Source organism: Acinetobacter sp. X9 (assembly GCF_054889255.1).
The window spans coordinates 1729581-1753413 of record NZ_CM142679.1 but is presented as its reverse complement, the minus strand read 5'-3'; the positions used below and the strand labels follow the sequence as shown (position 1 = coordinate 1753413).

General features: G+C 35.0%; 26 protein-coding genes. 13 read left to right on the top strand and 13 right to left on the bottom strand.

Features of this window, described 5'->3' with window-relative positions; translation table 11 throughout:
- Window positions 1-52: 52 nt before the first annotated feature.
- Window positions 53-985 (top strand): LysR family transcriptional regulator, encoded by a 933-nt coding sequence (locus ACYU0V_RS08350; protein ID WP_372548847.1) that lies wholly within the window; start codon window positions 53-55, stop codon window positions 983-985.
- An 80-nt stretch (window positions 986-1065) separates the two neighbouring features.
- On the opposite strand, the gene ACYU0V_RS08345 is transcribed toward ACYU0V_RS08350, so the two are convergent.
- Window positions 1066-1281, bottom strand: a complete 216-nt coding sequence (locus tag ACYU0V_RS08345) for a hypothetical protein (RefSeq protein WP_068526816.1) — start codon at window positions 1279-1281, stop codon at window positions 1066-1068.
- 351 nt (window positions 1282-1632) lie between these two features.
- Here ACYU0V_RS08345 and ACYU0V_RS08340 point away from each other — a divergent pair, with 351 nt between their 5' ends.
- A complete protein-coding gene (locus tag ACYU0V_RS08340) occupies window positions 1633-1809 on the top strand; it encodes a hypothetical protein (RefSeq protein ID WP_017481068.1) in 177 nt (58 codons plus the stop codon).
- Between the two features lie 254 nt (window positions 1810-2063).
- Here ACYU0V_RS08340 and ACYU0V_RS08335 read toward each other — a convergent pair whose 3' ends face one another.
- From ACYU0V_RS08335 to ACYU0V_RS08320, 4 genes are all read right to left on the bottom strand, one after another.
- Window positions 2064-2300: a hypothetical protein gene (locus ACYU0V_RS08335; protein WP_033848005.1), complete on the bottom strand. Its 237-nt coding sequence runs from the start codon at window positions 2298-2300 to the stop codon at window positions 2064-2066.
- A 172-nt stretch (window positions 2301-2472) separates the two neighbouring features.
- Entirely contained in the window at window positions 2473-3186 is a 714-nt protein-coding gene (locus ACYU0V_RS08330) for a DUF2314 domain-containing protein (protein WP_461849923.1), read from the bottom strand.
- Window positions 3187-3430: 244 nt separating this feature from the next.
- On the bottom strand, window positions 3431-3742 hold the full coding sequence (locus ACYU0V_RS08325) for a hypothetical protein (protein WP_069030319.1): 312 nt from the start codon (window positions 3740-3742) through the stop codon (window positions 3431-3433).
- Window positions 3743-3888: 146 nt separating this feature from the next.
- Complete coding sequence (locus ACYU0V_RS08320; RefSeq protein ID WP_000770264.1) at window positions 3889-4029, bottom strand: hypothetical protein; 141 nt, start codon at window positions 4027-4029, stop codon at window positions 3889-3891.
- Window positions 4030-4298: 269 nt separating this feature from the next.
- Here ACYU0V_RS08320 and ACYU0V_RS08315 point away from each other — a divergent pair, with 269 nt between their 5' ends.
- From ACYU0V_RS08315 to ACYU0V_RS08300, 4 genes are read left to right on the top strand one after another with little or no spacing between them, the layout of a single operon-like run.
- Window positions 4299-5309 (top strand): cyclic GMP-AMP synthase DncV-like nucleotidyltransferase, encoded by a 1011-nt coding sequence (locus ACYU0V_RS08315; protein ID WP_461849751.1) that lies wholly within the window; start codon window positions 4299-4301, stop codon window positions 5307-5309.
- A 9-nt stretch (window positions 5310-5318) separates the two neighbouring features.
- Complete coding sequence (locus tag ACYU0V_RS08310) at window positions 5319-6974, top strand: ThiF family adenylyltransferase (RefSeq protein ID WP_461849749.1); 1656 nt, start codon at window positions 5319-5321, stop codon at window positions 6972-6974.
- Window positions 6959-7462 (top strand): Mov34/MPN/PAD-1 family protein, encoded by a 504-nt coding sequence (locus tag ACYU0V_RS08305; protein WP_461849748.1) that lies wholly within the window; start codon window positions 6959-6961, stop codon window positions 7460-7462. The genes ACYU0V_RS08310 and ACYU0V_RS08305 overlap by 16 nt, the downstream gene beginning before the upstream one ends.
- Window position 7463: 1 nt before the next feature.
- A complete protein-coding gene (locus ACYU0V_RS08300; RefSeq protein ID WP_461849746.1) occupies window positions 7464-9077 on the top strand; it encodes an SAVED domain-containing protein in 1614 nt (537 codons plus the stop codon).
- A gap of 82 nt (window positions 9078-9159) precedes the next feature.
- Here the strand turns inward: ACYU0V_RS08300 and ACYU0V_RS08295 are convergent, their stop codons facing one another.
- Entirely contained in the window at window positions 9160-9708 is a 549-nt protein-coding gene (locus ACYU0V_RS08295; RefSeq protein ID WP_461849921.1) for a TetR/AcrR family transcriptional regulator, read from the bottom strand.
- Between the two features lie 813 nt (window positions 9709-10521).
- Between ACYU0V_RS08295 and ACYU0V_RS08290 the strand changes: the two genes are divergently transcribed.
- The 3 genes from ACYU0V_RS08290 to ACYU0V_RS08280 all read left to right on the top strand — a co-directional run bounded on the left by ACYU0V_RS08290 (window position 10522) and on the right by ACYU0V_RS08280 (window position 13080).
- Window positions 10522-11283: a carbon-nitrogen hydrolase family protein gene (locus ACYU0V_RS08290; RefSeq protein ID WP_461849744.1), complete on the top strand. Its 762-nt coding sequence runs from the start codon at window positions 10522-10524 to the stop codon at window positions 11281-11283.
- A 67-nt stretch (window positions 11284-11350) separates the two neighbouring features.
- On the top strand, window positions 11351-11920 hold the full coding sequence (locus tag ACYU0V_RS08285) for a TetR/AcrR family transcriptional regulator (protein ID WP_017481053.1): 570 nt from the start codon (window positions 11351-11353) through the stop codon (window positions 11918-11920).
- A 140-nt stretch (window positions 11921-12060) separates the two neighbouring features.
- On the top strand, window positions 12061-13080 hold the full coding sequence (locus tag ACYU0V_RS08280; RefSeq protein ID WP_461849742.1) for an MBL fold metallo-hydrolase: 1020 nt from the start codon (window positions 12061-12063) through the stop codon (window positions 13078-13080).
- A gap of 57 nt (window positions 13081-13137) precedes the next feature.
- Here the strand turns inward: ACYU0V_RS08280 and ACYU0V_RS08275 are convergent, their stop codons facing one another.
- On the bottom strand, window positions 13138-13506 hold the full coding sequence (locus ACYU0V_RS08275) for a hypothetical protein (protein ID WP_017399687.1): 369 nt from the start codon (window positions 13504-13506) through the stop codon (window positions 13138-13140).
- Between the two features lie 405 nt (window positions 13507-13911).
- On the opposite strand from ACYU0V_RS08275, the gene ACYU0V_RS08270 reads away from it, so the two are divergent.
- A complete protein-coding gene (locus ACYU0V_RS08270) occupies window positions 13912-14460 on the top strand; it encodes an RrF2 family transcriptional regulator (protein ID WP_005074213.1) in 549 nt (182 codons plus the stop codon).
- 158 nt (window positions 14461-14618) lie between these two features.
- Window positions 14619-15824: an NAD(P)/FAD-dependent oxidoreductase gene (locus tag ACYU0V_RS08265; protein WP_461849740.1), complete on the top strand. Its 1206-nt coding sequence runs from the start codon at window positions 14619-14621 to the stop codon at window positions 15822-15824.
- A gap of 93 nt (window positions 15825-15917) precedes the next feature.
- Here ACYU0V_RS08265 and ACYU0V_RS08260 read toward each other — a convergent pair whose 3' ends face one another.
- Window positions 15918-16610 (bottom strand): type 1 glutamine amidotransferase domain-containing protein, encoded by a 693-nt coding sequence (locus ACYU0V_RS08260; protein WP_461849738.1) that lies wholly within the window; start codon window positions 16608-16610, stop codon window positions 15918-15920.
- Between the two features lie 156 nt (window positions 16611-16766).
- On the opposite strand from ACYU0V_RS08260, the gene ACYU0V_RS08255 reads away from it, so the two are divergent.
- Window positions 16767-17183 carry a MerR family transcriptional regulator gene (locus ACYU0V_RS08255; RefSeq protein ID WP_461849736.1) on the top strand — a complete coding sequence of 139 codons (417 nt, stop codon included), beginning with the start codon at window positions 16767-16769 and terminating at the stop codon, window positions 17181-17183.
- Between the two features lie 226 nt (window positions 17184-17409).
- On the opposite strand, the gene ACYU0V_RS08250 is transcribed toward ACYU0V_RS08255, so the two are convergent.
- From ACYU0V_RS08250 to ACYU0V_RS08240, 3 genes are all read right to left on the bottom strand, one after another.
- Window positions 17410-18477, bottom strand: coding sequence for a saccharopine dehydrogenase family protein (locus tag ACYU0V_RS08250; protein ID WP_461849734.1), 1068 nt, complete (start codon window positions 18475-18477; stop codon window positions 17410-17412).
- 15 nt (window positions 18478-18492) lie between these two features.
- Window positions 18493-19731 carry an NADH:flavin oxidoreductase/NADH oxidase family protein gene (locus ACYU0V_RS08245; protein WP_461849732.1) on the bottom strand — a complete coding sequence of 413 codons (1239 nt, stop codon included), beginning with the start codon at window positions 19729-19731 and terminating at the stop codon, window positions 18493-18495.
- Window positions 19732-19890: 159 nt separating this feature from the next.
- Window positions 19891-20721 (bottom strand): alpha/beta fold hydrolase, encoded by an 831-nt coding sequence (locus tag ACYU0V_RS08240; RefSeq protein WP_461849730.1) that lies wholly within the window; start codon window positions 20719-20721, stop codon window positions 19891-19893.
- 317 nt (window positions 20722-21038) lie between these two features.
- Here ACYU0V_RS08240 and ACYU0V_RS08235 point away from each other — a divergent pair, with 317 nt between their 5' ends.
- Window positions 21039-21947 (top strand): acetoacetate decarboxylase, encoded by a 909-nt coding sequence (locus ACYU0V_RS08235; RefSeq protein ID WP_461849728.1) that lies wholly within the window; start codon window positions 21039-21041, stop codon window positions 21945-21947.
- Window positions 21948-22027: 80 nt separating this feature from the next.
- Here ACYU0V_RS08235 and ACYU0V_RS08230 read toward each other — a convergent pair whose 3' ends face one another.
- Together ACYU0V_RS08230 and ACYU0V_RS08225 are read right to left on the bottom strand one after the other, a co-directional pair.
- A complete protein-coding gene (locus tag ACYU0V_RS08230; RefSeq protein ID WP_461849726.1) occupies window positions 22028-22822 on the bottom strand; it encodes a TorF family putative porin in 795 nt (264 codons plus the stop codon).
- A gap of 80 nt (window positions 22823-22902) precedes the next feature.
- Window positions 22903-23817, bottom strand: coding sequence for a LysR family transcriptional regulator (locus ACYU0V_RS08225; RefSeq protein ID WP_017386078.1), 915 nt, complete (start codon window positions 23815-23817; stop codon window positions 22903-22905).
- Window positions 23818-23833: the final 16 nt, after the last annotated feature.

Genomic DNA, 23833 nt, shown 5'->3' with positions numbered 1-23833 from the left:
TTCACCAGAAAAACAGCATAATTCATGAATCACTTTTGCAGAAATTGCACAAATGGATTTAACAAATTCGATTGATATCCGCACGCTTCGGTTCTTTATTAGTGTTTATAATGCTCAAAACTTCTCAAATGTAGCGCGTAAAGAAGACGTATCTGCATCTATGATTTCTCGAACCATTCAACAACTTGAAGATGCGTTGGGGCAGCAACTTTTCTACCGAAATACACGGGCAATCACACCGACAGAATCGGGCAAATTATTTTTTGAATATGCGAAAAGAATTACCGAACAATTTGATGAAGCTCAAAAAGCTTTACAAGATAAAACCATAGAACCATCCGGACTCGTCCGCATCAATGCTCCTGTATTTTTTGGTCAACGGCATATTGCGCCGTGGTTGGCGGGTTTATCAGAACGTTATCCAAAACTTTTAATAGAATTGATTCAAACCGATGAATTTATAGATCCGTTACGCGAAAGCACCGATTTAATATTTCGCATTGGAACGCTAACTGATTCATCATTTCATGCACGTATTTTTGCTACACAAAAGTATCATTTGGCCGCCTCGCCTCAATATATTGCCAAATACGGTACGCTTGATCAGCCAACAGAACTTAATCAACACAAATGCCTAGTCTATAAAGGTTTTGAAGGTCCTAACCGTTGGTTAGTGAGAAAGCCTGCTGAAGAATGGGTACATTATCCTCTTACTCCTTTACTTTCATCGAATAATGCCGAGAGTTTAATGACAGCTGCGCTTCATGGTATGGGGATTGTTCTATTTCCTGACTGGTTGATTGGTGAAGCTTTAAAACAAGGTGACTTAATAAAGCTTTTACCTGAATATGAAGTCGCGATTAAATCACAACCCCAACATATCGCAGCTATTTATCCCAACGTCCGTCATCCACCACTTAATATTAGAGCAGTGATAGATTATTTTTCAGAAATCTATGGAGACACACCGTATTGGCAGAATTAATTTTTTAAATAGAGTAAAAAGAGACCCATTAACTGGTCCTTTTATATATAGATCACTCATAAAAAACCCACCGAAGTAGGTCATTTATATTCTATATAATAGCTGTTGCCATCAGAACTGTTGAAAACCATATTTAAAGTAGGGTAAATAAATTCACCTCTTAATAAAATATATTCAACTTTAGTTCTCTGAACTCTAGATGAATGTTTGATTTTATTAGTATTTTCCTCTGTATAGTTTGCCTGTGCCCTTGTTTCTTTTCCTTGGTAATCAATAATTGTAATGTCTTTTAGCATTTATATGCTCCAATTTAATTAGACATATTATGCTTAACAAAATTTTTATACTATCAATATTTTGTAGGCAACTAATTTAAATTAATTTTTAAAATTTAATCATCTGTACATTGAGAAAATTTATATATGTGTGCTTTATGTACCCCTACTTGAAATTGAGATAGGATAATTTCTAGTTTTAAAGGATAAGACTCAACAGGTTACATATAATTGATTTTATTTACGAAATATACAGTCGAAATAAAGTCCATTTCTATGACATATCAACACATATCAGTCTTAAAACAACCGTAATGTAAAGTGATTTAAAGCGTAGTATGAACTTTCCCTAGTGAAGATAAGAAGATAAAAATGTCAGGTTTTAAAAGTTTTTCTCAAAATACAACGAACAATGCTAATGTTGTTAAAGCCCAAATGAATAAGCATTCTGCAACACAACCACCTACCGAAACTCAACCATCAGAAGTTCCTGGCACCGTAAAAGATTTGCCTGAGAATAATGATCAACCTGATCCAAATAACAAATAATTTCTTATTAACAGTGCCTTGGAAGTTATTTTGAGGTCCTGCTACTATTAAGAATAAATTAGTGCACTGATTTATTATATTATTAACTACTTTTATCAATTTGATTTGTTTAGTTATTTTAAGAAATTTCAGCCATTCATTCCAGAAAATTGATATGACTAGTCTCTCAGATATGAGGGGCTTTTTTAATTGTATTTCTACTTAACCAGTACTTACCCACTCATTAAAAAGAGCACCTAAGTGCTCTCTCATCCTTATTGATTTTTGTATAAGGCAAAATTTATTGCCCTTTCATATGCCTGTTCCTGTAACTCCGTATATACATAAAAGTGCTGTTCTGCTTTGGTAACAGGGTTAATAAGTTTCATTGGTTCATAACTATGAGTATTTAAATCATTAGGATCAACATCAAAAGCTTCTAGTTGCTGCTCTTTCCATTCTCCACTTAGTACACCACCTACACAAAGCCATTTCGTTGTATTGTCTGACATATCTAATCCATATTTTTGGAGGTGTTTACATACCATATCACGCCGTTCTTTGAGCTGTATTATTTTTTTCATGACTAAAAAATCGATCATCTAATTAAATGACTTCTTCAGTAAAGTGACTTTAGGATCCATCACAACAAAAAAGCCCTCCATTAGAGGGCTAGATTCAAAGCTACTTAAGTAAACTTACAATATTGGTCCAACCCATCTTATGAGCCAAATCTAAAGGAGTCATTGATTGATTATTTACCTCCAACTTATTCGTATTCAACCTTAAAAGCTCTTGAACAAATAAATAATTACCCGCTATAACTTCACGATGTAATAATTGATTACCACTTTCATCTTTTTCAGTAATGATTGCAGGGTCTGTCTTTATAATATTTATGAACTGATCCAAAATATTTTTACACATGGGGTGTTCATCTAGGTTTTCGGGACAATTTTTCTGCTCATAAACTAGAAAAATTTCATCAGGATTACCAAAATCAATCCCCCATGCCTCGTCATATTCTTTACGATCTGATGCATTTAAAGTCTTACGATATTGTTGAATCGTAAACCCACCATGAACAGTGCCATTAGATAAAAACATCCAATCAACTATAGACTCAAATTGAAGCTTTACAGTTTCACCAGCTTGCAGATTATCAATGATATAAGGTTCATTTAACAAAATTCCTGAAATTGTACTCCCATCAAAATCAATTTGATCAATCCACATATACTCAATTAAAGGTTGATTTTTATCTTCAAGGTTTTCTTGGATAAATGCACACTTCACATAAGCCAGTTCTAAAGCAGGAACAATTCGTCGATATTCCCAATAAAGTTCACGCCAAAAATATTTAAATGTACTTATAGCATTCTCAAAAGCTAGAATCATTTCTGGAGATTCATTCTTATACAATTTATTCATATTACACTTAATTAATATTAAACCTACTTATATTAACACTATGATAAATTTCAATATCTTTAAATTTCTTAACGATGATACGAATGTTCAAAGATAAAAAGACCAAGACTAAATAAAAGTAAGCCTCTTGAACCGTAAGAAGTTCGGTAAATTAAAAATCACCTTTAAAAAAACCCACCGAAGTGGGTTCGATTGCAATCTATAAAAGTGGTTAATTACATTTAATCGTCTTATTGAAAGTCTTATAGGTACCTGTTGTAATTACTTGAGCTGTATAAATCTGTTGGCTATGAGTTTGATGGTTATTATTTATTTCACTAAAGCCTTTACCAGCACAAATGGTTTCAGCTTTTTTATTTACTTTGTTTTCCATTGCTTCATTAGAACCTAAAATATTAGAAGTGGTTTGAATCATATAGTTTCCATTTTCAAGTTTGGTAGCTTGAGCTGGAAACATTTGTGCGCAACCTGTCAAAGAAAGAGTAGATGTTGCAAGAAGAGTTAGCATAAGATATTTATTCATAATTTCTTAGTTCATTGAATTAAAAAACAAAAAAGACAAAATATATTTTTAAATTTTAACAGTCAACAATAAAATAAATAAAAACCACTACAATAAAAAGCCCACCTTCCGATGAGCTTTTTAGTTAATTAAGATTATTAAATGCATTAGGCTTTAAATTCTGCTAATACAAAGTTTTTTACTATTTCATCAAAATTAGGTTTCAGAAGAGTTGGCTTGCTATCTTTTATAGTTTTATACCAATAACTCGCTGCAACTCCCATACTAATCAAAGCTAACAATTTCATTGCTCACCTCACTTATTGGGAAGAGTGAAACTTAAAGTATCATTCGCGTTTGTAGCGTTCCAACTCGTTTTAGCGAGGTTTCTGTATATATTTTAAGCAATATGTAATAAAAAAGGCCATATCTTTGTGAGCTTTCTTTAATAAAAATTATAATCAGTATTCAATAGATTTATAAAGTATTTTTTACATTTAGTTATAAATAATAAAATTAAACTTGAATTTACCATAATGCTATCATATAAATACAAAAACAAAACAGGAAAGTAACAATGGCTAATCCACAAAAACAATATATGGAGTTTCATACTAATATTCGTTTAGGCCGCTATGATGAAGAAAATACATTACGTGAAAAACGTGATCTTTTAATTGACACCTTAAAAAATGAATTAAAAAAAAATCCTTCAGGTCCACAATTCTTGGAATCATTTAATCAAGGCAGTTATGCTTTAGGTACAGGAATTAAACCCAAAGAAGGAGATTATGATATTGATGTGGGAGTTTTACTAGATTGTGATAAGGATAACTCTTGTCCAGTTGAGATAAAAAAAATTGTTGCAGAAGCTCTAGAACATAGTAATCGTACATTAAACATAAGAAAGCCATGTGTTACAGTAACTTACATTAAAAATGGAAAACCTGATTATCACGTAGATTTACCAATTTATGCAGAAGATGCTAATCAAAATATGTATTTAGCAAGAGGGAAAGAACATTCTTCAGCAGAGTTTAAAGTATGGGATATTTCAAATCCCACGGAGCTTACTGAAACAATTCTAGATAAATTTAAAGGGGATGCACGAAGTCAATTTAGACGATGTACCCGTTATCTTAAACAATGGAGAAATGAAAAAAATAACTTAGCTTTTTTTAAAAGTATTGCTATTACTTCAGCAATATATGAATACCTTGATTCAAGTGATTATGAAAATGATAACAATACAATATTATCTTTAGTTAACAGTTTCTTAGATAACTTTATCCATTACAGTATTGATGAAGAAACCTCACAAACATATTTTCGTCTTGTAATAAACTTACCAGCTCATGAAGGTGTTGATTTACTCGAAAATTTAACAAAAAATCAGATGGATATTTTAAAAACTCGTTTAGAAGAGTTAAAAAATTCATTAGAGCAAGTAAACGAAGAAAGCGATACAGTGGAGGCGTGTAAAGTATTGAATAAAACATTTGGTAGCCAATTCCCTATTCCTGAAATAAATCAAGTTTCAGAATCAACGCCTGAAGCAATTTATGTTCAAGATGGTAAATCGGCATAGGAAAAGTGAATGTTTTTCAATGAGAAGAAGTTAAAAAAAATTAATCATATATTATTTGATTACGGGGCCAAAAATATCCAAATTCTGGAAAATAGTAAAGTTCAAATTAAATTAAAATTTGATATTTATTTTGATAAAAAATTAGTTAGCCTGAGTTTAAATTTTCAAAATAAAGCTAATTGGACAATCCCACCGAGTTTTACAATTTTGAATAGGCCTTTACCTGCTTTAGACCACGTTGGTCATAGCGGTTTGATCTGTACTACAGACCATCAAGGTGAAAATTTTGATGGAAATAAACATGAAAAATTAATTTCATTTTTTTTAGAAAAAACTCTAAAAATACTAAATCAATCATTTAACAATCTTAATTCAAATAATCGTACAAGTATTTATAATGAATTAGAAGGATACTTAGAAAATATTGATAATGTGAATTATGATGTACAATTACATAGTGACCCCTGTTCCACGCCTCTTCTATACGGATGGTTGAAAAAAAATAAGAATGGAATCCAAACAATAGCTCATATTGATGATGGCCAAAATAACAATATTAATAAAACACATTTAACGAAAGTAAAGATACATAAAATACTATTAAAAGACTCCTCTATCTTTCCTATTCCTCATATGGATAATGTTTTCTCAGAAGAAGACTTTCTAAAAATTATTCATACTCTACCATCTGACAAAATAGAAACATTGTTGAGCAGAGGTAATCAAAATGTTTTAATTGGAGTTCCAAATGAAAATGGCTTTACATATTTAGTTTTTTCTTACTCTATTTGGTATTCATACAAAAATATAATATCTTTTCAAAAATTTAAAATTTCTTTAACGCAAAGAGCTTGGATAGACTACTTATTGAAAAGGACTGGACAAGAGCAAATAGACAAACACATTGCTATATTTGGTTGTGGAGCTTTAGGTTCGAAGGTAATTGAAATTTTAGCCCAAACTGGCATTAATAATTTTTCATTAGTAGACCCAGAAAAGCTAACAACAGATAATATTTTCAGACACTCACTTGGTCTGCAACAAGTAAATATAGCTAAATCTGAGGCTTTAGCAAAAAAAATAGAATTAGAAAGGCCAGGCTTAACAGTAAAACCATATATAACTAATGCAGAAAATTGGATACAATCCAACTGCATTAATAATGTAGATACAATAATTATTACTATTGGACACACTCCAACAGAAATATTTTTGGTAAAATCCATTTTTGAAATAAATAAAAATATTAATATTATAGTTGGATGGATTGAACCATATGATTTAGGAGGTCATTTTATATCTTTCAATAACAAAGAACGTGGATGCTTGAATTGTTTATACTATGATTCCAATTCAAACAAAAGTCTTAATCCAAAATATAAATATATTAAGTCTGGACAAATACTATCTAAAAATATAACAGGTTGCTCAGGCGCTTTTACTCCGTTTTCATCTTTAAATTGCTCAAAGCTTGCTAGCTACATTGCTGAATACGCACTACATAATAAAACAGGCTTTATTTCTTTATCTGGTGAAAATTATAGTGCAGTTAAAAACAACATATTAATTACTAATTTTTATGAAAAAGTAAATAGTAAAAATGGAGTTAATATAATAAGTTTAGATGAAATATATGAAGAAGTATGCTCATGTTGCAATACATAAGTGGTAATAGAATAAAATGTGAATCCCCTTTAGGTGATATATTTATTATTCAGTCTAAAGTGATAGTTGAATTAAATACCTTTATACAATATAAATCTTTTGATCCTGAATCAGGAGGAATTTTAGTTGGAAGAACTGACAAAAATACAAAAGCTAAGATTATTGAATCTTTTACATATCCTGTTAATGAAGATAAACAAACTATTACTAGTTTTTATAGGTCAAAAAAACACAATAATATTTTACAAAATATTTGGAAACAATCGGAACAATTTTTAAATTTTCAAGGATTGTGGCATACACACCCAGAAGATACCCCTTCTCCTTCTCAAACAGACTTAAAAGATATACAGAATGTCTTTACTTCTATGCAAAATTTTCATGACCCGTTTTTATATTTAATTGTTGGAAGAATAAGATTAGGAGTATGGATTAGTTTTAGAAATAACACCAACATTCATTTAGGTTATATTAAAATCAGGAATTAATATGCATTTAGAACAATCCCTTAGTTTGCAAACTTCTCTTCCTGCAATAGACAGTTTAGAAAATGCAACCAAATATTTTGAAGAAGTTTACAAACAATTTAAAATAGATAAATTAGGCGTAATTGTTGATGAAAAGTGTAAAAATATAATCTTTGTTATATTAATAAATGATGACCCTTTAGCTTTTTTCAGAATTAATTTAAATTTAAAAGATACCTTAACTTTTATCCGTGAATTGCTATCTAAAGAAATCTTATTTTGCAGTCGCGCTCTTCAAGGTGAAATCATTGATTTAAACATACTTTTAGATTTTTCTAAATTATGTGAAATTTGGGTTAAAACTCAAACTCAACATATTGATCTAAAGGATGAAATTAATGAACTAATAAAGGGTAAAGATCCAGTAAATATTTTAGAAGAATTTTTAAACCGTATTTTTGATTTTAAATTACTGACGGGACGAGGTGATGATTTAGATACTAAAAGTAAAAATCAAGTTATTAATACAAGTCATGGTAGATGCATGTTCAATGGATGTGGTATCAAGTTAAATATTGATGAAATAACGGGTATAAGTGGTACCTATGGTGTGTTAGCTCATAATGTTGCTTCTTCTGAAAAATCTACTCGAGGAATTCCCTTCTTCTCATATCAACTTTCAGATGATCCAAAAAATATTTTATTATTATGTGAAAAACATCATAGATTAATTGATAAAGTTGCAGGTGCAGAATATACAGCAGCAAATCTTTCCCAAATGAGGCTTAACTACATTGCAGAATGTGAAGATTTGCTAGATTCTCTTAGTTTCACTCCAATGCCAGTTTATTTATTTTTTTGGCCTGTTAATAGAAGTATACCCCAATCTCCTTCAAGATTAGATGTTGCAAATTGTCTTCGTCCATTAAAGGCTATTATGTTCAAAGATAAAGATCTTATTCATGAAGTATCACAAGCACATTTAAGAGCAACATCTGATGAATTCTATCAAAAATATTTTCTAGAAGATTTTGAGTCACAAACTTCACAATTGCTTAGACAAGCTAAATTACATGATAAAAGAATAGCAATATTTGGTTTTGGTCCAATGCCATGTTTAATCGCTTTAGGCAGCAAATTAGGTAACAAAGGAAAATTTATACCAATGTTAATGTATAGGGATGGAAATTGTTGGATGTGGCCTAATCATGAATGTAACGACACTTCTTATACTATTAATAGTACTAAAAAAATAAAAAATTGTAATCAAGTAACTATTCGTTTAAATTTAACTGCTAATCCAGAACTTTCTAATAAAATTGCTGAAAGCTTAGGATTTCCAATAATTAATATTACTGCTAAAGCAAAATATATGGGAAATGGAGCAATAAGAAACCCTGAAAGAGGTCTCACTTTTATGAGAGATATTCATAATTTATTACATGATTTAAAGGAAAGGGGGGTCACTAAAATACATATATTACCTTGCGCTTCAAATGCAGCCTGTATTTGGTTTGGCCAAGCCTTTGATTTAAATCATCCAGAAATGATAATATATGATTTCCAAGATAATTCAATGATCCCTAGACTGGGAATTAAAAATATAAATAATAACAATGAAGTTAATGTATATTAAGATATAGAAAATTCTTATTGTTACTATTTTCATAAGGTTATATAAGTATATAACCTTTTATCTTCTTTATAATTAGTTGACTTTAAGTACCCAAAAACCTCTCCACCACCACATCCCTTTCATCCAAACTCTTTGAGCTTAAAATCTGGAACATCAAGCCATCAATTAAGTTTAAAACCATGTCGGCACTTGGTTTTAATGCATGAGCTTCTAAACTAAAAACCAAATCAAAAAGTTCTTTAAGCAGCCATTTTCTATATTCAAACGCTATGCGGTAGGCCTGCGGGTAAATCTGTTTAGTTTCAAAAATGGCTTTAAGTAATAGATAGTACAAGCTATTAAAATTGACATGTAAAACAATAATCTCTTTGAGTTTGTCGCTTGAGGTTCGGTAGCGACTTGAGTAGATAATTGCCAGCACTTCTTCTTTGAGTTTGCTTTTTTGAAAGGATACGCATATTTCAATAAGTCGCTGTTTTGAGTGAAAGTAGTTATAAAAAGTGGCTTTAGGAATTTTGGATTTTTTGACGATTAAGTCCACGCCCGTATTGTGAAATCCATAGAGATTGAACAACTCTATTGCTGTATGAATAACCTGTAATTTTTTGGAAGATCTTTCTAAAGTTGGCATCGTTTTACCGTTATAAATTCTTGTTGTTGCTAAAAGAGATAAAAAAGCCTGTGCCTTTTCTGGGAGAAAAAAAGGCACAGCAAAGCCGTAAAGACAGTGCTTGGCACATCTCAAGTTTTATTGTTGCTAAGTTTTAGACGTAATGATTTAAAGCCTGAAAAGCCTATAGCTCATCAAACTGCTTTAAAATTTTAAGTTGTGTCGAGATAGATTTTGACAGTGACTGCCAATAATTTATGAATGTGCATAGCCAACTCCTTCTTTTGGGAGTTCCGCCAAAGCATTATAAATTATGGTGGCAGAACGGAAGCGGGTTGACGGACTGGTTTCAACTCCAGCACACTCGAAAGTGTCCCACTCCCGTCCTACCGCTACGGGAGGGAACGAGGTGTGCACACAAGACTACTCCTCAGAAGAAATAATCCTGATGTGGTTGAAATAGCGGTCCGTCAAAACCGGCTGGCAATGTAGGCCAGCCCGCAAATGGTAATCTTCAATATTTGAGCTGTCAATGTGAAATTGGCTAGAAATTATTTAATTAAATTATTGTTTTTCATTTAATTACATAATTAAGGAAAACCTTAAATATTGGCTTAACAATTTAATTTTACACAGTAATTTAATTAGTTTTTATGAGGAATAAAACCATTACTGCACTAAGCACTATAAAAATTGTCATAATGACAATCATGGTATTAGATGTGCCAGTAGATAGCCATGCAAGATTACAATTAAAGCGAGCTTGGATGGATTAGGCATTGTATGGTTACCTAAAGCCATGGTTGAAGATGAGATACAAAAGGACATGGCTTGATGAAAAGCAAAGTTAGCTTCGCTCTAGCACAGCACAAGGTTGAAAAAGGCAATATTGAAGAAAATATAAAAACTCATAAAAGACTATGTGAGCATGCAGCACATTTAAAAGCTGATGTCGTGATATTTCCAGAATTGTCCTTAACAGGATATGAACTTGAAATGCTGACAGATCTAGCAATATGTCATACATCGTCCTTAATTCATGAACTTTCTAATGCTGCGGTTTCAAACGATTTAACGGTTATTGCTGGATGCCCCTTAAAAAGCGGACAAAAAAAACCATATATCGGTGCTGTTATCTGCCATCCAAATGGAGACGTTAATTTTTATCAAAAACAGTACCTCCATCAAAGCGAGAGTGATTACTGCACAGCTGGCAATAACAACTATTTCTTTGTCATCAATCAGATAAAGATCTCTCTCGCTATTTGTGCGGACTTTACTGAACCTCAACACTACTTAGATGCACAAGCTGCCAACGCAGATGTATATCTGGTCAGTGCATTAATCTCAAACGGAGGTTTTACTACAGACAGTGAGTTGCTATCCAATATTGCTAAGCAAACGAATAGCTCTGTCTTGCTCTCAAACTTTATCAGTGAAACAGGTGGCTGGAAGGCAGCCGGTAAGTGTAGCGTGTGGGATAATAAAGGTAACCTTGTGGTTCAAGGGAGCGACCACCAAGAAGGATTAACACTTTGTACAATAATGAATGGATTGCTAAGTAATGCTCATTTTCACCCAACCAAAGGCACATAAAAATAGGGCTTGTTCTCTCATTATTTTCATGTATGATTGAGTAATCACTCAATTAATATTTTTGTATATGGCTCGTCCTCGTAGTGAAGATAAAAGGAATGCAATTTTAAGTGCTGCTATCGAAACATTGGCAGAGCTTGGCGAGCGTGCGTCTACCTCAAAAATTGCTAAAGTTGCTGGTGTGGCAGAAGGTACTTTATTTACCTATTTTAGTAATAAAGAAGAACTGCTGAACCAGTTATATCTTTCACTAAAGGCTGAACTACGTCAGGTCATGATGCATGGTTACCCGGCTGACTCAGACCTGCAAACACAAATGTCACATATTTGGCAAAGCTATTTGGACTGGAGTTTAGAAACTCCCCTTAAACGTAAAGTAATGGCGCAGCTTTCAACATCGGAACAAATTACTGAGCAAAGCAAACAAATTGGCATGCAAACCTTTTGTGACCTCACCCAAAACATTCAAGAATGTATTAATGACGGAAAATTAAGAGATTACCCACCGTTATTTATTGCTTCAATTTTAGGTGCGCTTGCCGAAGTTACACTCAATTTTATTGCCCAAGACCCTTCTCAAGCCGAGCGTTACCGCAAATCAGGTTTTGAAGCCTTTTGGCATGCAGTTTCAATATAGATAAAAGATAAGGATGCACGGCATCCTTATTTTTGAATGAATTAATGAGTGAGTAAATACTCATTTAAATAAATCGAAATAAGCACTTAGCTCAAGTTCTTATTTGTACATATAGGTTTGTTCCAATAAGGAAAAACAAAATGACTATTTCAAACACAACAGACTTGCCTGCTCCCTCAATGCCATCTCAACAACACAATGGCAAATTTAGAAATACGCGTCCAAACCAACACAAGCCTTCTTTTGGCAAAACGCTTCAACTTATGTGGAAGTTTCTATTTAACAAACCTAAAGACACTGTTCCAAACAGAGAAATTCCTGTTTTAAGTTTGTCAAAAGAACAGTTATTAAGTGCGCCTGACCGTTCTCTATTTCGTTTGGGCCACTCAACTATCTTGTTAAAACTTCAAAATGAATTTTGGTTAACCGACCCTGTTTTTTCAGAGCGTGCATCACCTTTTCAATGGCTTGGACCAAAACGTTTCCATCAGCCCCCAATTAGCATTGCCGAATTACCACCCATCAAAGGCGTGATTTTGTCGCATAACCACTACGACCACCTCGACTACCATGCAGTCATGCAACTTAACGATAAAGTTGAACATTTCTTAACACCGCTTGGTGTGGGTGACACTCTCATTAAATGGGGAATTCCAGCAGAAAAAGTTCAGCAACTCGACTGGTGGGATACCACACAGGTAGATGGACTAAAATTAGTTGCCACCCCTGCTCATCATTTTTCAGGCCGTGGTATGGGTGATAGCAATGCGACGCTTTGGGCTTCGTGGGTGATTATTGATAATGACTTACGTGTATTTTTCAGTGGAGATACGGGCTATTTTGACGGTTTTAAAGAGATTGGACATCGTTATGGCCCTTTCGATCTGACCATGTTAGAAACTGGCGCTTACGACCCCGAATGGCCCGATGTTCATATGCAGCCAGAGCAAACTTTACAAGCACATATCGATTTAAAAGGTCGTCATTTGTTGCCTGTGCACAATGGGACTTTTGATTTGGCACTTCATGCTTGGGATGATCCATTTGAACGTATCGTGGCTTTGGCTCAACAAAATGAGTTAGCGATTAGTACGCCTCAAATGGGTGAACTCTTGAATCTTAATGAACCAAATGTCGAAAATTATTGGTGGCGTTCGTAAGTTTGAAGAAATTATTTGGAGAGTAAAAGAATGCTTTTTCTCTCCAATATTTAAATTTTAACTTTTCTTATGTGCCTTCCAAGGAAACTTAATTGTGCACACAACAAAAACCAGAAATAAAAATTGGGAAATATACATATAGTTGAGCAAGTCTCGCCCTACCTTTAATGTAATCCAAGTGTTGTGAATGACATCACTAAATATAATAAGAAAAGTTAGAATTAAGCCGATACGAGGTCTATAAAATAGAAGAATTGCTGCAAGTGGATCAATAAATGTTAAAGATGTCCAATAAATACAAGTAAATAAAGGCGCATTGTTATAGTCCCAAAACAAACCATGCATCAAAACTGTTTGTAAATGGTTGAACCCTGCACCAATAAGGCAAAGTGCATAAATACATCTAATAGTAAATTCAGTTTTCAAAAACAACTCTCTTATTCATTCATCATGCTATGTAAAAAATATTTTTATTTGGATAAAGCTATTCAATATTTTAATTGCAACAATCTACATAAATATAATTTAAAAGACTCTAAAAATAAATGATAAATGGCTATCCTTTCATCAATCTTATTTATAAGTTGTGAACTATTTGATTAAACATCTATTAGACATTCATACGATTAAAAGAACTCAATAAAATATTTTTTATAAATTATTAAAATCTTTTTATTTAATAAAATTTATATTATTCAACAAGATATATTTAAAATTAATACTTTTAAATAGTTTACTTAAAACTAGGACTAGCTTTGTCTTAGTTTTATTATTGACTTAAAACTCAGACTACATTAGTCTGTGTTTGTAGTTGATCAATTATGAAATTAAATGGCTTATATCACTAGTAGCGTCGAGTATGCGATTCACTGTCTTCTTTTTCTTGTGAACAATGAAGATAAACCTTTAAGTAGTAAGGATCTTGCCGAATTACAAGGAGTCTCTCCGAGTTTTATGGCCAAGATTTTTCCTAAACTTGAAAAGGCAGGTCTAGTTATTGCTCAAGAAGGTGTTCGTGGTGGATATTTACTGGCTCGATCTGCTCACGAAATCAGTTTTTTAGATATCGTGAATGCAATTGAGGGTGAAAAACCGCTTTTTGAGTGCCAAGAAGTTCGTGGAAAATGTGCAGTTTTTAACAATGCCCCACCCGATTGGGCAACCAGTGGTGTGTGCGCAGTACATGCAGTCATGCTACAAGCCGAAAAAGCCATGCGAGATGCTTTAGGTGCTCATACACTTGGCGATATTGCAGACCGTTTTGGCCGTTATGCACCTGACGTGTTTTTTAGTGATGTAAATGGCTGGATCAATGAACGCATCGAAGGAAGAACAGCAAAAATGCGTAAAAGTAAAATATCGCGGGATACCCCCGACTAATAAGTTAGTAGGGGTTCGCACCCTAATATAAAACACCCTTAATCCTTTTTAAATGCCTTCTCAGATTTTTTCGGACAATCAGAGAATGGATTCGCTCACCCAAAATTTTGTGATGAGTTGGAATGTGATGTCCGAAAATCTATCAAAAGGATAATCAAATGAGTAAGCGTATTATTATTGCAGGTTCTGGCTTTGCTGGCTTATGGGCTGCACTTGCTGCACAAAGAGCAATTCACTTAGCGTCGCAAGAACAAAACATTGAGGTGCTGATGGTTTCCCCTAGCCCAAATGTTGGGATTCGTCCTCGTCTTTATGAAGCTGTGCTTGAAAACATGAACCCTGATATTTCAGAGTTATTAAGTGTGGTGGGAGTTAAATTTCTGGCAGGTTGGGTAGATAAAATTAACGCCGATCAACAAACAATTGAAGTTTCAACCACCGAAGGCAACAAACAAACCTTAAGCTATGACCGTTTTATTCTGGCAACGGGAAGTACCACTTTTACCCCACCTATACCTGGCCTTACCGAATATGGATTTAGCGTAAGCACCCTAGAAGATGCTGAAAAATTAGATCAACATCTTAAAAACTTAGCCCATAAACCTGCAAATGCAGCACGTAATACTGTAGTTGTTGCTGGTGGTGGTCTTACGGGGTTAGAAACCGTGACCGAAATGCCTGAACGTCTGCGTAGCATTTTAGGTAAAACTGATGTCCGTGTGATTTTAGTTGATTCTTCAACAGAAATTGGTGCAGCAATGGGTGACCAAGCTGCTACTGTTATTCGAGAAGCCCTTAACGAGCTGGGTGTTGAAGGTAAAGCTGGACTGCGCGTGACTGCACTTGATGCAACTGGTGTGACACTTTCTAATGGCGAAAAAATTGAAGCAGAAACCGTGATCTGGACTGCGGGCATGCGAGCTAACTCACTCACTTTTCAAATTGTAGGTGAAAAAGATAATTTGGGCCGTTTGATTGGGGATGCTTATTTACATGCACCTGAAGCAAAAAACATTTTTGTGACTGGCGACACTGTAAAAGTTCCAACCGATGATTTAGGTAATTTTAACGTGATGTCGTGTCAGCATGCTATGAGCTTAGGCCGTGTAGCGGGTTATAACGCTGCGGCAGAATTGGTTGATTTACCCCTTCATCCATACAGCCAACCAAAATATGTAACTTGTGTTGACTTAGGTCCTTGGGGTGCACTTTATACCGAAGGTTGGGATCGACAAGTTCAATTTGTGCGTGAAGAAGCGAAAAAAATTAAACAGGAAATTAATACTCTCTGGATTTATCCACCAGTTGCTGACCGTGAAGCAGTTTTTGCAATAGCAACCCCTGATTTTGTAATTGTTCCTTAAGGTTAATTTTTTACACCAATTCATTTATTTAAAACCCTAAAAGCAAGCCCATCGCTGGTTCTACTTTTAGGGTTTTATATTTGAATCATTAAATTACGACTTTTCTAGCTCTTCTATTATCGCTAAAGCCGTCTTTTTAGCTGAAAACGGGTTTTGACCCGTAATTAACTTACCATCTTGAACGACATAAGGCGCAAAAGGAATAAAAGCCTTTTCATAACAAGCACCATATTCTTTTGCTAACTCTTCGGCATTGTACGGCACTTTTTTTGCCACCCCTGCCAAAACCTCTTCACTCCATGCAAAGCCTGTTAATTTTTTGCCTGTTATAAGTCGTTCACCATTTGAAAGTCTGACATTGAGCAAGCCACAATAGCCATGACAAACACTCGAAACAATGCCGCCTTTTTCATAAATGTTTTTGGTGATTTCTTGCAATTCAGGGTTATCTAAAAAATCCCACATCACCCCATGGCCACCTGTGTAATAGATCACGTCATAGTCTTGCCAATTAATATCGGAAGGCTTAAAGGTATTTGCCAGCAGCGTAATAAAAGCCTGATCTTTTTCTCGTTCTTTAACAGATTTATCTGCCACTAAAGGCACAAGCGATTTTGGTTCAATTGGAGTTTTTCCGCCATTTGGACTCACAATATCTTGCACATAACCTTGTTTTTCAAACTCATCATAGGCATGGGTAAGTTCACCTAACCACAGTCCTGTTTGTTGATCTACATCCTTATAGCGTGAAACATTAGTCACGACGTGTAATATGCGTTTAGACATTTTGTCACCTCATTTTTCATATTTATAATTCTATTCTTTCATCTATCAAAGCATAGAAAGCTGTTACTGAAAGTGTGTGCTTGGTAAAGTTATGAACCTTGCTTTTAAGTGACTATAAGTCTAAAGTTAACTTGAATGTCAATAGAGTCTGTATCTATGAATATTAGCGAGTTATCAAAATTAAGTGGTTTAAGCACTCCTACAATTCGTTATTACGAGCAAATCAAACTCTTACCTAAAGCAAAAAGAAAATCGAATGGCTATCGTGAATATACAGATAACGATTTGAAGCAACTTTCTTTAATTCAGCAAGCCCAGCAAGTTGGGTTTTCTTTAGCTGAAATTAAAGCTTTTTTGCCTTCAAAAGTTGCCACTTGGAACCATGATGCCCTTATTCAAACAATTGAAACCAAAATTCAGGAAATAGAAATTTTAGAACAAAAGCTAAAAGTCAGTAAGCAAAACTTACATACCATGATTGAAGCTATTAATAACAAACCAGATGAAATTACATGTGAGCAAAATGCAGAACGTCTGATGAATCTCTATTTTGACAACGCAAAAACACCATAATTTCAATTAGAGTTAATCGCTCTCGCGTTGTATAGATGGGTACTGGTATCAACTAAGTAACCACAGCATTTAAGTATCAATCTATAAATCTAAAAAAACGAATTACGGACCAACGCTGTAATTCGTTTTTTCATGCAAATACTATAGAAAAAAATCAGCCAATCTTTTGATAGTGAAAACCTTATTCGGGACCATCAATAAATGTGCTGTTTTAATAAAGGCTTTATTAATTAATGACCAGTGGACCAGAACCCGGTAGTTCGGTCACTAGCTTATAACCCATCAATTTTGCAGGTGTGTATGTACCACCCTTAACGGTATTTTTGAGCAAATAATTCACTACAGTCAGTGAACCATTTACGGTAAGGCTATAAGCGTTTTCCGTTTGGATGCGGGCGGTTTTGATTTCCCCACGTGAATTTCTTGCTTCACCCCAAACATAGGTGGGTACTTTTGCGCGGAGTTCCTCATTTGGCCCAACAACCGTTTTTTCAATACGCGACTTAATAAACTTCTGCACAGCATTAGTTTTTAATACTGGGCGTAAATAGTTCATCATTTTCGCACCAAAAATCATTTTGGGAAATGTGGGTACAAACACTTCAATGTTTGGAATACCTGTTGTATAGAACGCTGTAGATACGTCTCCCCATGGAACACTCATGGCACTTTTTTTACCGTCACCAAAATCAATGGTCCGAACATAATGTGCTAATGGAACGGTAGTAATTTTTCCGTTTTTACGAATTTTTCCGCCTTCGGCCATGCCTTCTGTACTTGTTTTAGCAGTACCCGGTGAAAACCCTGTTCTAGAGTCAAAACCAAGTGCTAAATGAGTCGCATCTGGCAATGCTTCTTTCAGTGCAGCGGCAACACAATCTGTCGGGATCACATCGAAACCGACACCAGGACAAAGCACAACATCGGCTTTTTCAGCTTGACTGTTAAGTGACTGTGCCAATTCAAATACGGCGATTTCACCAGTAATATCTAGATAGTGAGCACCAGCCTTTATACAAGCTTCCATCATGGGTTTTGATGTTGCTGAAAATGGCCCTGCACAGTGCATCACCAATTTAAAGCCTTGGAGTTGTTCACTTACCGCATTTATGTTATCCAGCCCAAAAGCTTTATAGCTGAGTCCCAGCTCTTGAGCTAATGTTTCAACCTTAGCTTTGTTACGACCAGCCAGAGTTGGTTTTAGACCTTGGCGTACAGCTTCACGAGCGATTAACTCGCCCGTGTAGCCATTTGCTCCATAAATTATCCAGTTTGAATCGTTAGGATTTGTCATAACACAACTCACTTATTAAGAAGCAAATGAATAGTCACGCATGCCTTTTTTGTATTGGCGGGTACGGCATGACATCGCTGATTGTTGCAAAATTAAAGCCCAAGCTGGTGAAACATTTGGTTTTGTTTTTTTACCAGAGCTTAAATTACGTAACTGGAATTTGACCACCGCCATATTGGCAAGTGAAGCAAGTGTTTTGTTCTTCCAAGTAATCGGTTTTAATTCAGGGCTAAGATTCTGGCCTTGTTTCCAAGCATTTGGCAAATTAGGTTCAATCGCTAGAGCTGTGGCAATACCGACCATATCTACACCGCTTTCAACTACTTTTTCTGCCACTTGTTTACGGCGTATACCACCTGTCACCATAACAGGCATTTTGGCAACTTTACAAATCTCTTGCGCAAATTCTAAAAAGTAAGCTTCACGAGCAAGTGTACGGCCATCACGTGCTTGACCTTGCATTGCAGGCGCTTCATAGCTACCGCCTGAAAGTTCAACCAAATCTACAGCGTGTTCATTTAGCATTTTAACTACTTGTTGAGCATCTTCAGCGCTAAATCCACCGCGTTGGAAATCGGCTGAGTTCAGTTTTACTGCAACAGTAAACGTAGGCGAAACGACTTTACGAACTGCTTCCACAATCTCAATTAAAATACGAGCGCGATTTTCTAAAGAACCACCCCACTGATCTTGGCGTTTATTGCTGAGTGGTGAAAGAAACTGGCTTAATAAGTAACCATGTGCTGCATGAATTTCTACACCAGTAAACCCAGCTTTTTCACCTAGACGCGCTGTGTTTGCAAAACGCTGAATCACCTCTGCAATCATAGATTCAGTCATTTCAATTGGTGTATTAAAGCGATTTGACATTTTGCCAAGATCAAGTGAAATAGCCGATGGTGCCCAAGTCTGCTGACCAAGATTTGCTTGCATTTGACGCCCCGGATGGTTAATTTGAAGCCAAATCTGAGCGCCTTTTGAACGACCAATTTGTGCCCATTTTTTAAAAGTATCCAGATGCTTTTCATCTTCAAGCACTACGCCGCCCGGTCCAGTCATCGCTCGGCGGTCTACCATCACATTTCCGGTAATGATTAGACCGACACCACTATTTGCCCAAGCTTGATATAAACGCATTAATTCTTCTGATGGTGCGTGGTTTAAATCAGCCATGTTTTCTTCCATTGCCGCTTTAGCAATACGGTTAGGAACATATGAGCCATTTGGGAATACTAATTTTTCGAACACTTTCATTGGAATGACCTCATTCAGTATGACTTTACTTTAAGATTAAAGCTAACTTTAATGTCAACACCTTTTCGCACTTCTATATTTAATTAATTGAATTTATTATTTTTATATAAAAAAAGAGGCACTCAATGTGCCCCTTTTTTAAAGTTTTAAAACTTTTAATTATTCGCGGATAAATGCCAATAAGTCAGCGTTAATCACTTCATGGTTTACAGTTAACATGCCGTGAGAAAAACCCGGGTAGATTTTGAGTTGGCTATTTGGGAGTAACTCAGCAGATTTCACACCAGAAGTTTTATAAGGCACGATCTGGTCGTCGTCACCATGCAACACCAAAACAGGAACCGTGATTTTCTTTAAATCTTCGGTGAAGTCAGTTTGTGAGAACGCCACAATACCATCGTAATGTGCTTTTGCACTGCCCGTCATTCCCTGACGCCACCAGTTAGAGATGATGCCTTCAGATGGTTTCGCATCTGGTCGGTTAAAACCATAGAACGGGCCAGATGGAAGATCTCTGAAAAATTGTGCACGGTTGGTGAGAACTTGATTTTGCAGGTCATCAAAAACTTCTTTTGGTAAACCTTCAGGATTATTTTCAGTTTTAACCATCAGTGGTGGAACTGCACTAACAAGTACAGCTTTCTTAACATTTTCTTGACCGTGACGCGCAATATAGTGAGCTACTTCACCGCCACCTGTTGAGTGGCCAATGTGAATTGCATTTTTAATATTCAGATGTTTAACCACTTCTGCAACGTCATCTGCGTAATGGTCCATATCGTGACCATCCCACACCTGACTTGAACGCCCATGTCCACGGCGGTCATGAGCAACTACACGAAAACCTTCTTTAAGGAAAAAAAGTAATTGAGTATCCCAATCATCTGAACTTAAAGGCCAACCGTGATGAAAAAATAATACTTGGGCATCGCGTGGACCCCAATCTTTATAAAAAATTTCTACGCCGTCTTTTGTGGTTACATATCCCATCTTTGTTCTCCTGATGAAAAACTGCTTGTTGATTCGTTATAAGGGTTTAGATAGTTATACTAAGCTTAAAGTTAACTTTAAGGTCAATCACCTTAATTGTATTTTTAAAATCAAATTTATATGAAAGTACCGCCTTAAATTCTTCTCATCTTTCCCCTTTTTTATTTCATTTAAATGTCAAAGACTTTCATCATCAAAATAAAATCTTGACTTTAAAGTTAACTTTAAACTTATAGTTTCTGAACTGGTTCTAAATTAACACGTCTTAAAATATACAGCATTAGCTACTCGGTCAATTAATGTAAAGGTGAACTTTCATGAATACAAAACAACAGTTTACTGAAGTTGAATTTGGGCAACAAAAAGTCAAAGTACCCAAAGGTGGTTATTATGACCGTTTCAGAATGAACCCCGATTTAGATGAAATCGCTCAAGACCCTGCTGCTGGCAATATCGACTTTTTCCGTCATATTCCTAAAAAAATTGTGGAATCACGTGTAGGTCCTGTTTGGGCACCCAACTTTTATTATCGTAGCGCAAATGTGCAACTGCTGATGCTTGCACCTATTAAACAGATTAAAGCGAAACTTCCTGCTGACTTAACATCGTTACAACCATTTCCGGGTTATGGATTGGTCGCGGTCACATTCTTTAGCTATTCGGTTTGTGACAATGACCCTTATAACGAAGTTTCGATTGCGATTGTTGTACGTAAAGCTAATGCTCACGGACCACATATTACTGAACTAATCAAATCGATGCGTCAACGTCATTTTTATGCACATGTTTTGGCTTTACCTGTAGATACAGAAATTGCCAGAGTCCGTGGTGTATATGGTTATCAGCTACCAAAATGGTTAACTCAAATTGATGTCGACATTAATTCAAAACAGGTTCAAGCCAATATTGCTGATCTTAATGGAAAGTTAGATTTAAGCTTAAAAACCCCTGTACCGACTTTAAAACATGTCGATTCTGAAACTCATATTAATAAAGTAACTATGCTGCATGTAGTTGATGGAAAATGGCACCGAACAGACGTTCAATCTAATATCCTTTCTTTTGCACAAAACCTTTTTCCAAAGAATGTTCAACTTGAGAAAAATGAGGGGCCTTTAACTACGTTGCTAAAAGAGCTTAGCGCTTCAACTATTCTCCGCTTAGATGTTATTGAGGATGCTCAGGTGGTACTTAATTTGCCTACCTTAATTAATTTAAAAGCATAAATAAAAAGTCCATTTTAACTACGTTTGAAAGCCTGAGTTTAGAGATATCTTTCAAGCGTAGTTAATCAGATAAATTTAACCTAGAACACCTTTTTTACAGATACTGTAAATGTCGAATCAATCGGATTTGAAACTGGCGCATCAGGTTCACCATTACTATACTTTTTATAAAACCCATCTTTATCCCAAGCTTTGGTATAGGCTAGTCCTGTAGTCCAACCCTCACCTAAATCTTTAATCAGCTCGACTTTCATATCTTGAAAGTTAGCTTTCGAGAAATTTTTAATTCTTTCATAGCCATAGTGAGCACCAAAAGTCCAAGACTCATTAATAGGCTGAGTAAAAGTTAAATCTAAATAAGTTGTTCCTCGTGAACGTTTACCCTCAGGTCCCTCCATCGTATCTGAGTTATAGCCTGCATAATCTGGTGTATAGGTAATATAATATTTAAGAGTCAAAGGCCCATAACCAATTTGAGGCACAATTTCGCCATAGTTATAACTGGTACTTCCCGTTTCAGGCGTACTTTTAGCTCCCGGATAGTAGTAATAAAAAACCGTCATTCCAGCCGAAAACTTATCAAAATTTTTTATATAACCTGTATAAAAATCCCACTCAACTGAAGCATCACGAAGATAGTTAGAACTTACATTTGAAGCCCAAGTCCCTACAAATAATCCATTCGGATTTGCATAATCTAGACCAATTTGTAATGCAGGCTTGCCCCAAGTTTGTTGAAAACCACGTGATATATATTGACTTGCGAAGGTTACATTAGCACTGTATGGAGAAATTTGTTCTTGTTCATTTACTTGCTCAGCATGTACAACACCAGTAGACATAATAAGAGAAGCTATCCCTAAAATTTTTCTCATCTAATAATCCTTTTAAATATTACCTATAGGTTTAAAGTTTTAAAATAACATGATAATTCAATTTAAAACGTATTGAAAAGTTATAAATTCAAATTTCTGGACACTTCTTCTTCGCTATAGATCTCTTCAATACAATCTAAGATTTTAGGAATATATGAACTTTGATCCATATTGCGCATCGATAGAGAAATGGGACTATAGGCTTCTAAGTCCAAGATATTTAAATAAGTTAGATTCTTCATTCCAATATCACAGGCGCTTTCTGGAATAATACAAATACCTTCTCCAGATGCCACTAAGCCAAGTGCCATATGAATTTCGCGGACTTCAGTCAGTTTGGCGGGAACAAGACCTAATTTGGTAAATAAAGCTTGAATAGTGGTCGAAAAATTTGGTTTAGGTGTCGTTGGATAAGAGAAAATTGTCTCATTGATAATTTGAGATAAATAAATTCCTGATTCTTGAAACTCACTTAAAGGATGTTTTTTATGAATCGCGAGTTTTAATTTTTCTTTTCGAAGTAGAAGTCGCTTAATGGCAGGATCGCTAATAGGTAGCCGTCCGAAACCTAAGTCAATTTTTCCTAACTTTAAGGCTTCGACCTGATCTCGTGTACCACATTCAATAAGCTCGACATGAATGTCAGGATTTTTTTGTCTAAATAGATAAATGACCTGTGGTAATCGCCCATAAAGAAGCGAACTCACATAGCCAACTTTAACAACATTCTCGACCAGCTTCATTTTTTTTGCCATAGAAGCTGCTTGAGCCGTATGCGTTAAAATCTGAACAGCATGTTGGTAAAAAAACAGCCCTGCTTCTGTCACTTTTAATGGACGTGAGCCTTTCACGAACAGATCAATGCCTAACTCTTCCTCTAGTTTTTTAATTTGACGCGTGAGTGGTGGCTGAGCAATAAAAAGCTTTTCTGCGGCCTTAGTCAGACTTTGTTCTTCAACAACGGTAACAAAATAACGTAGATGTCTTAATTCCATTAATATACCTTTTTAG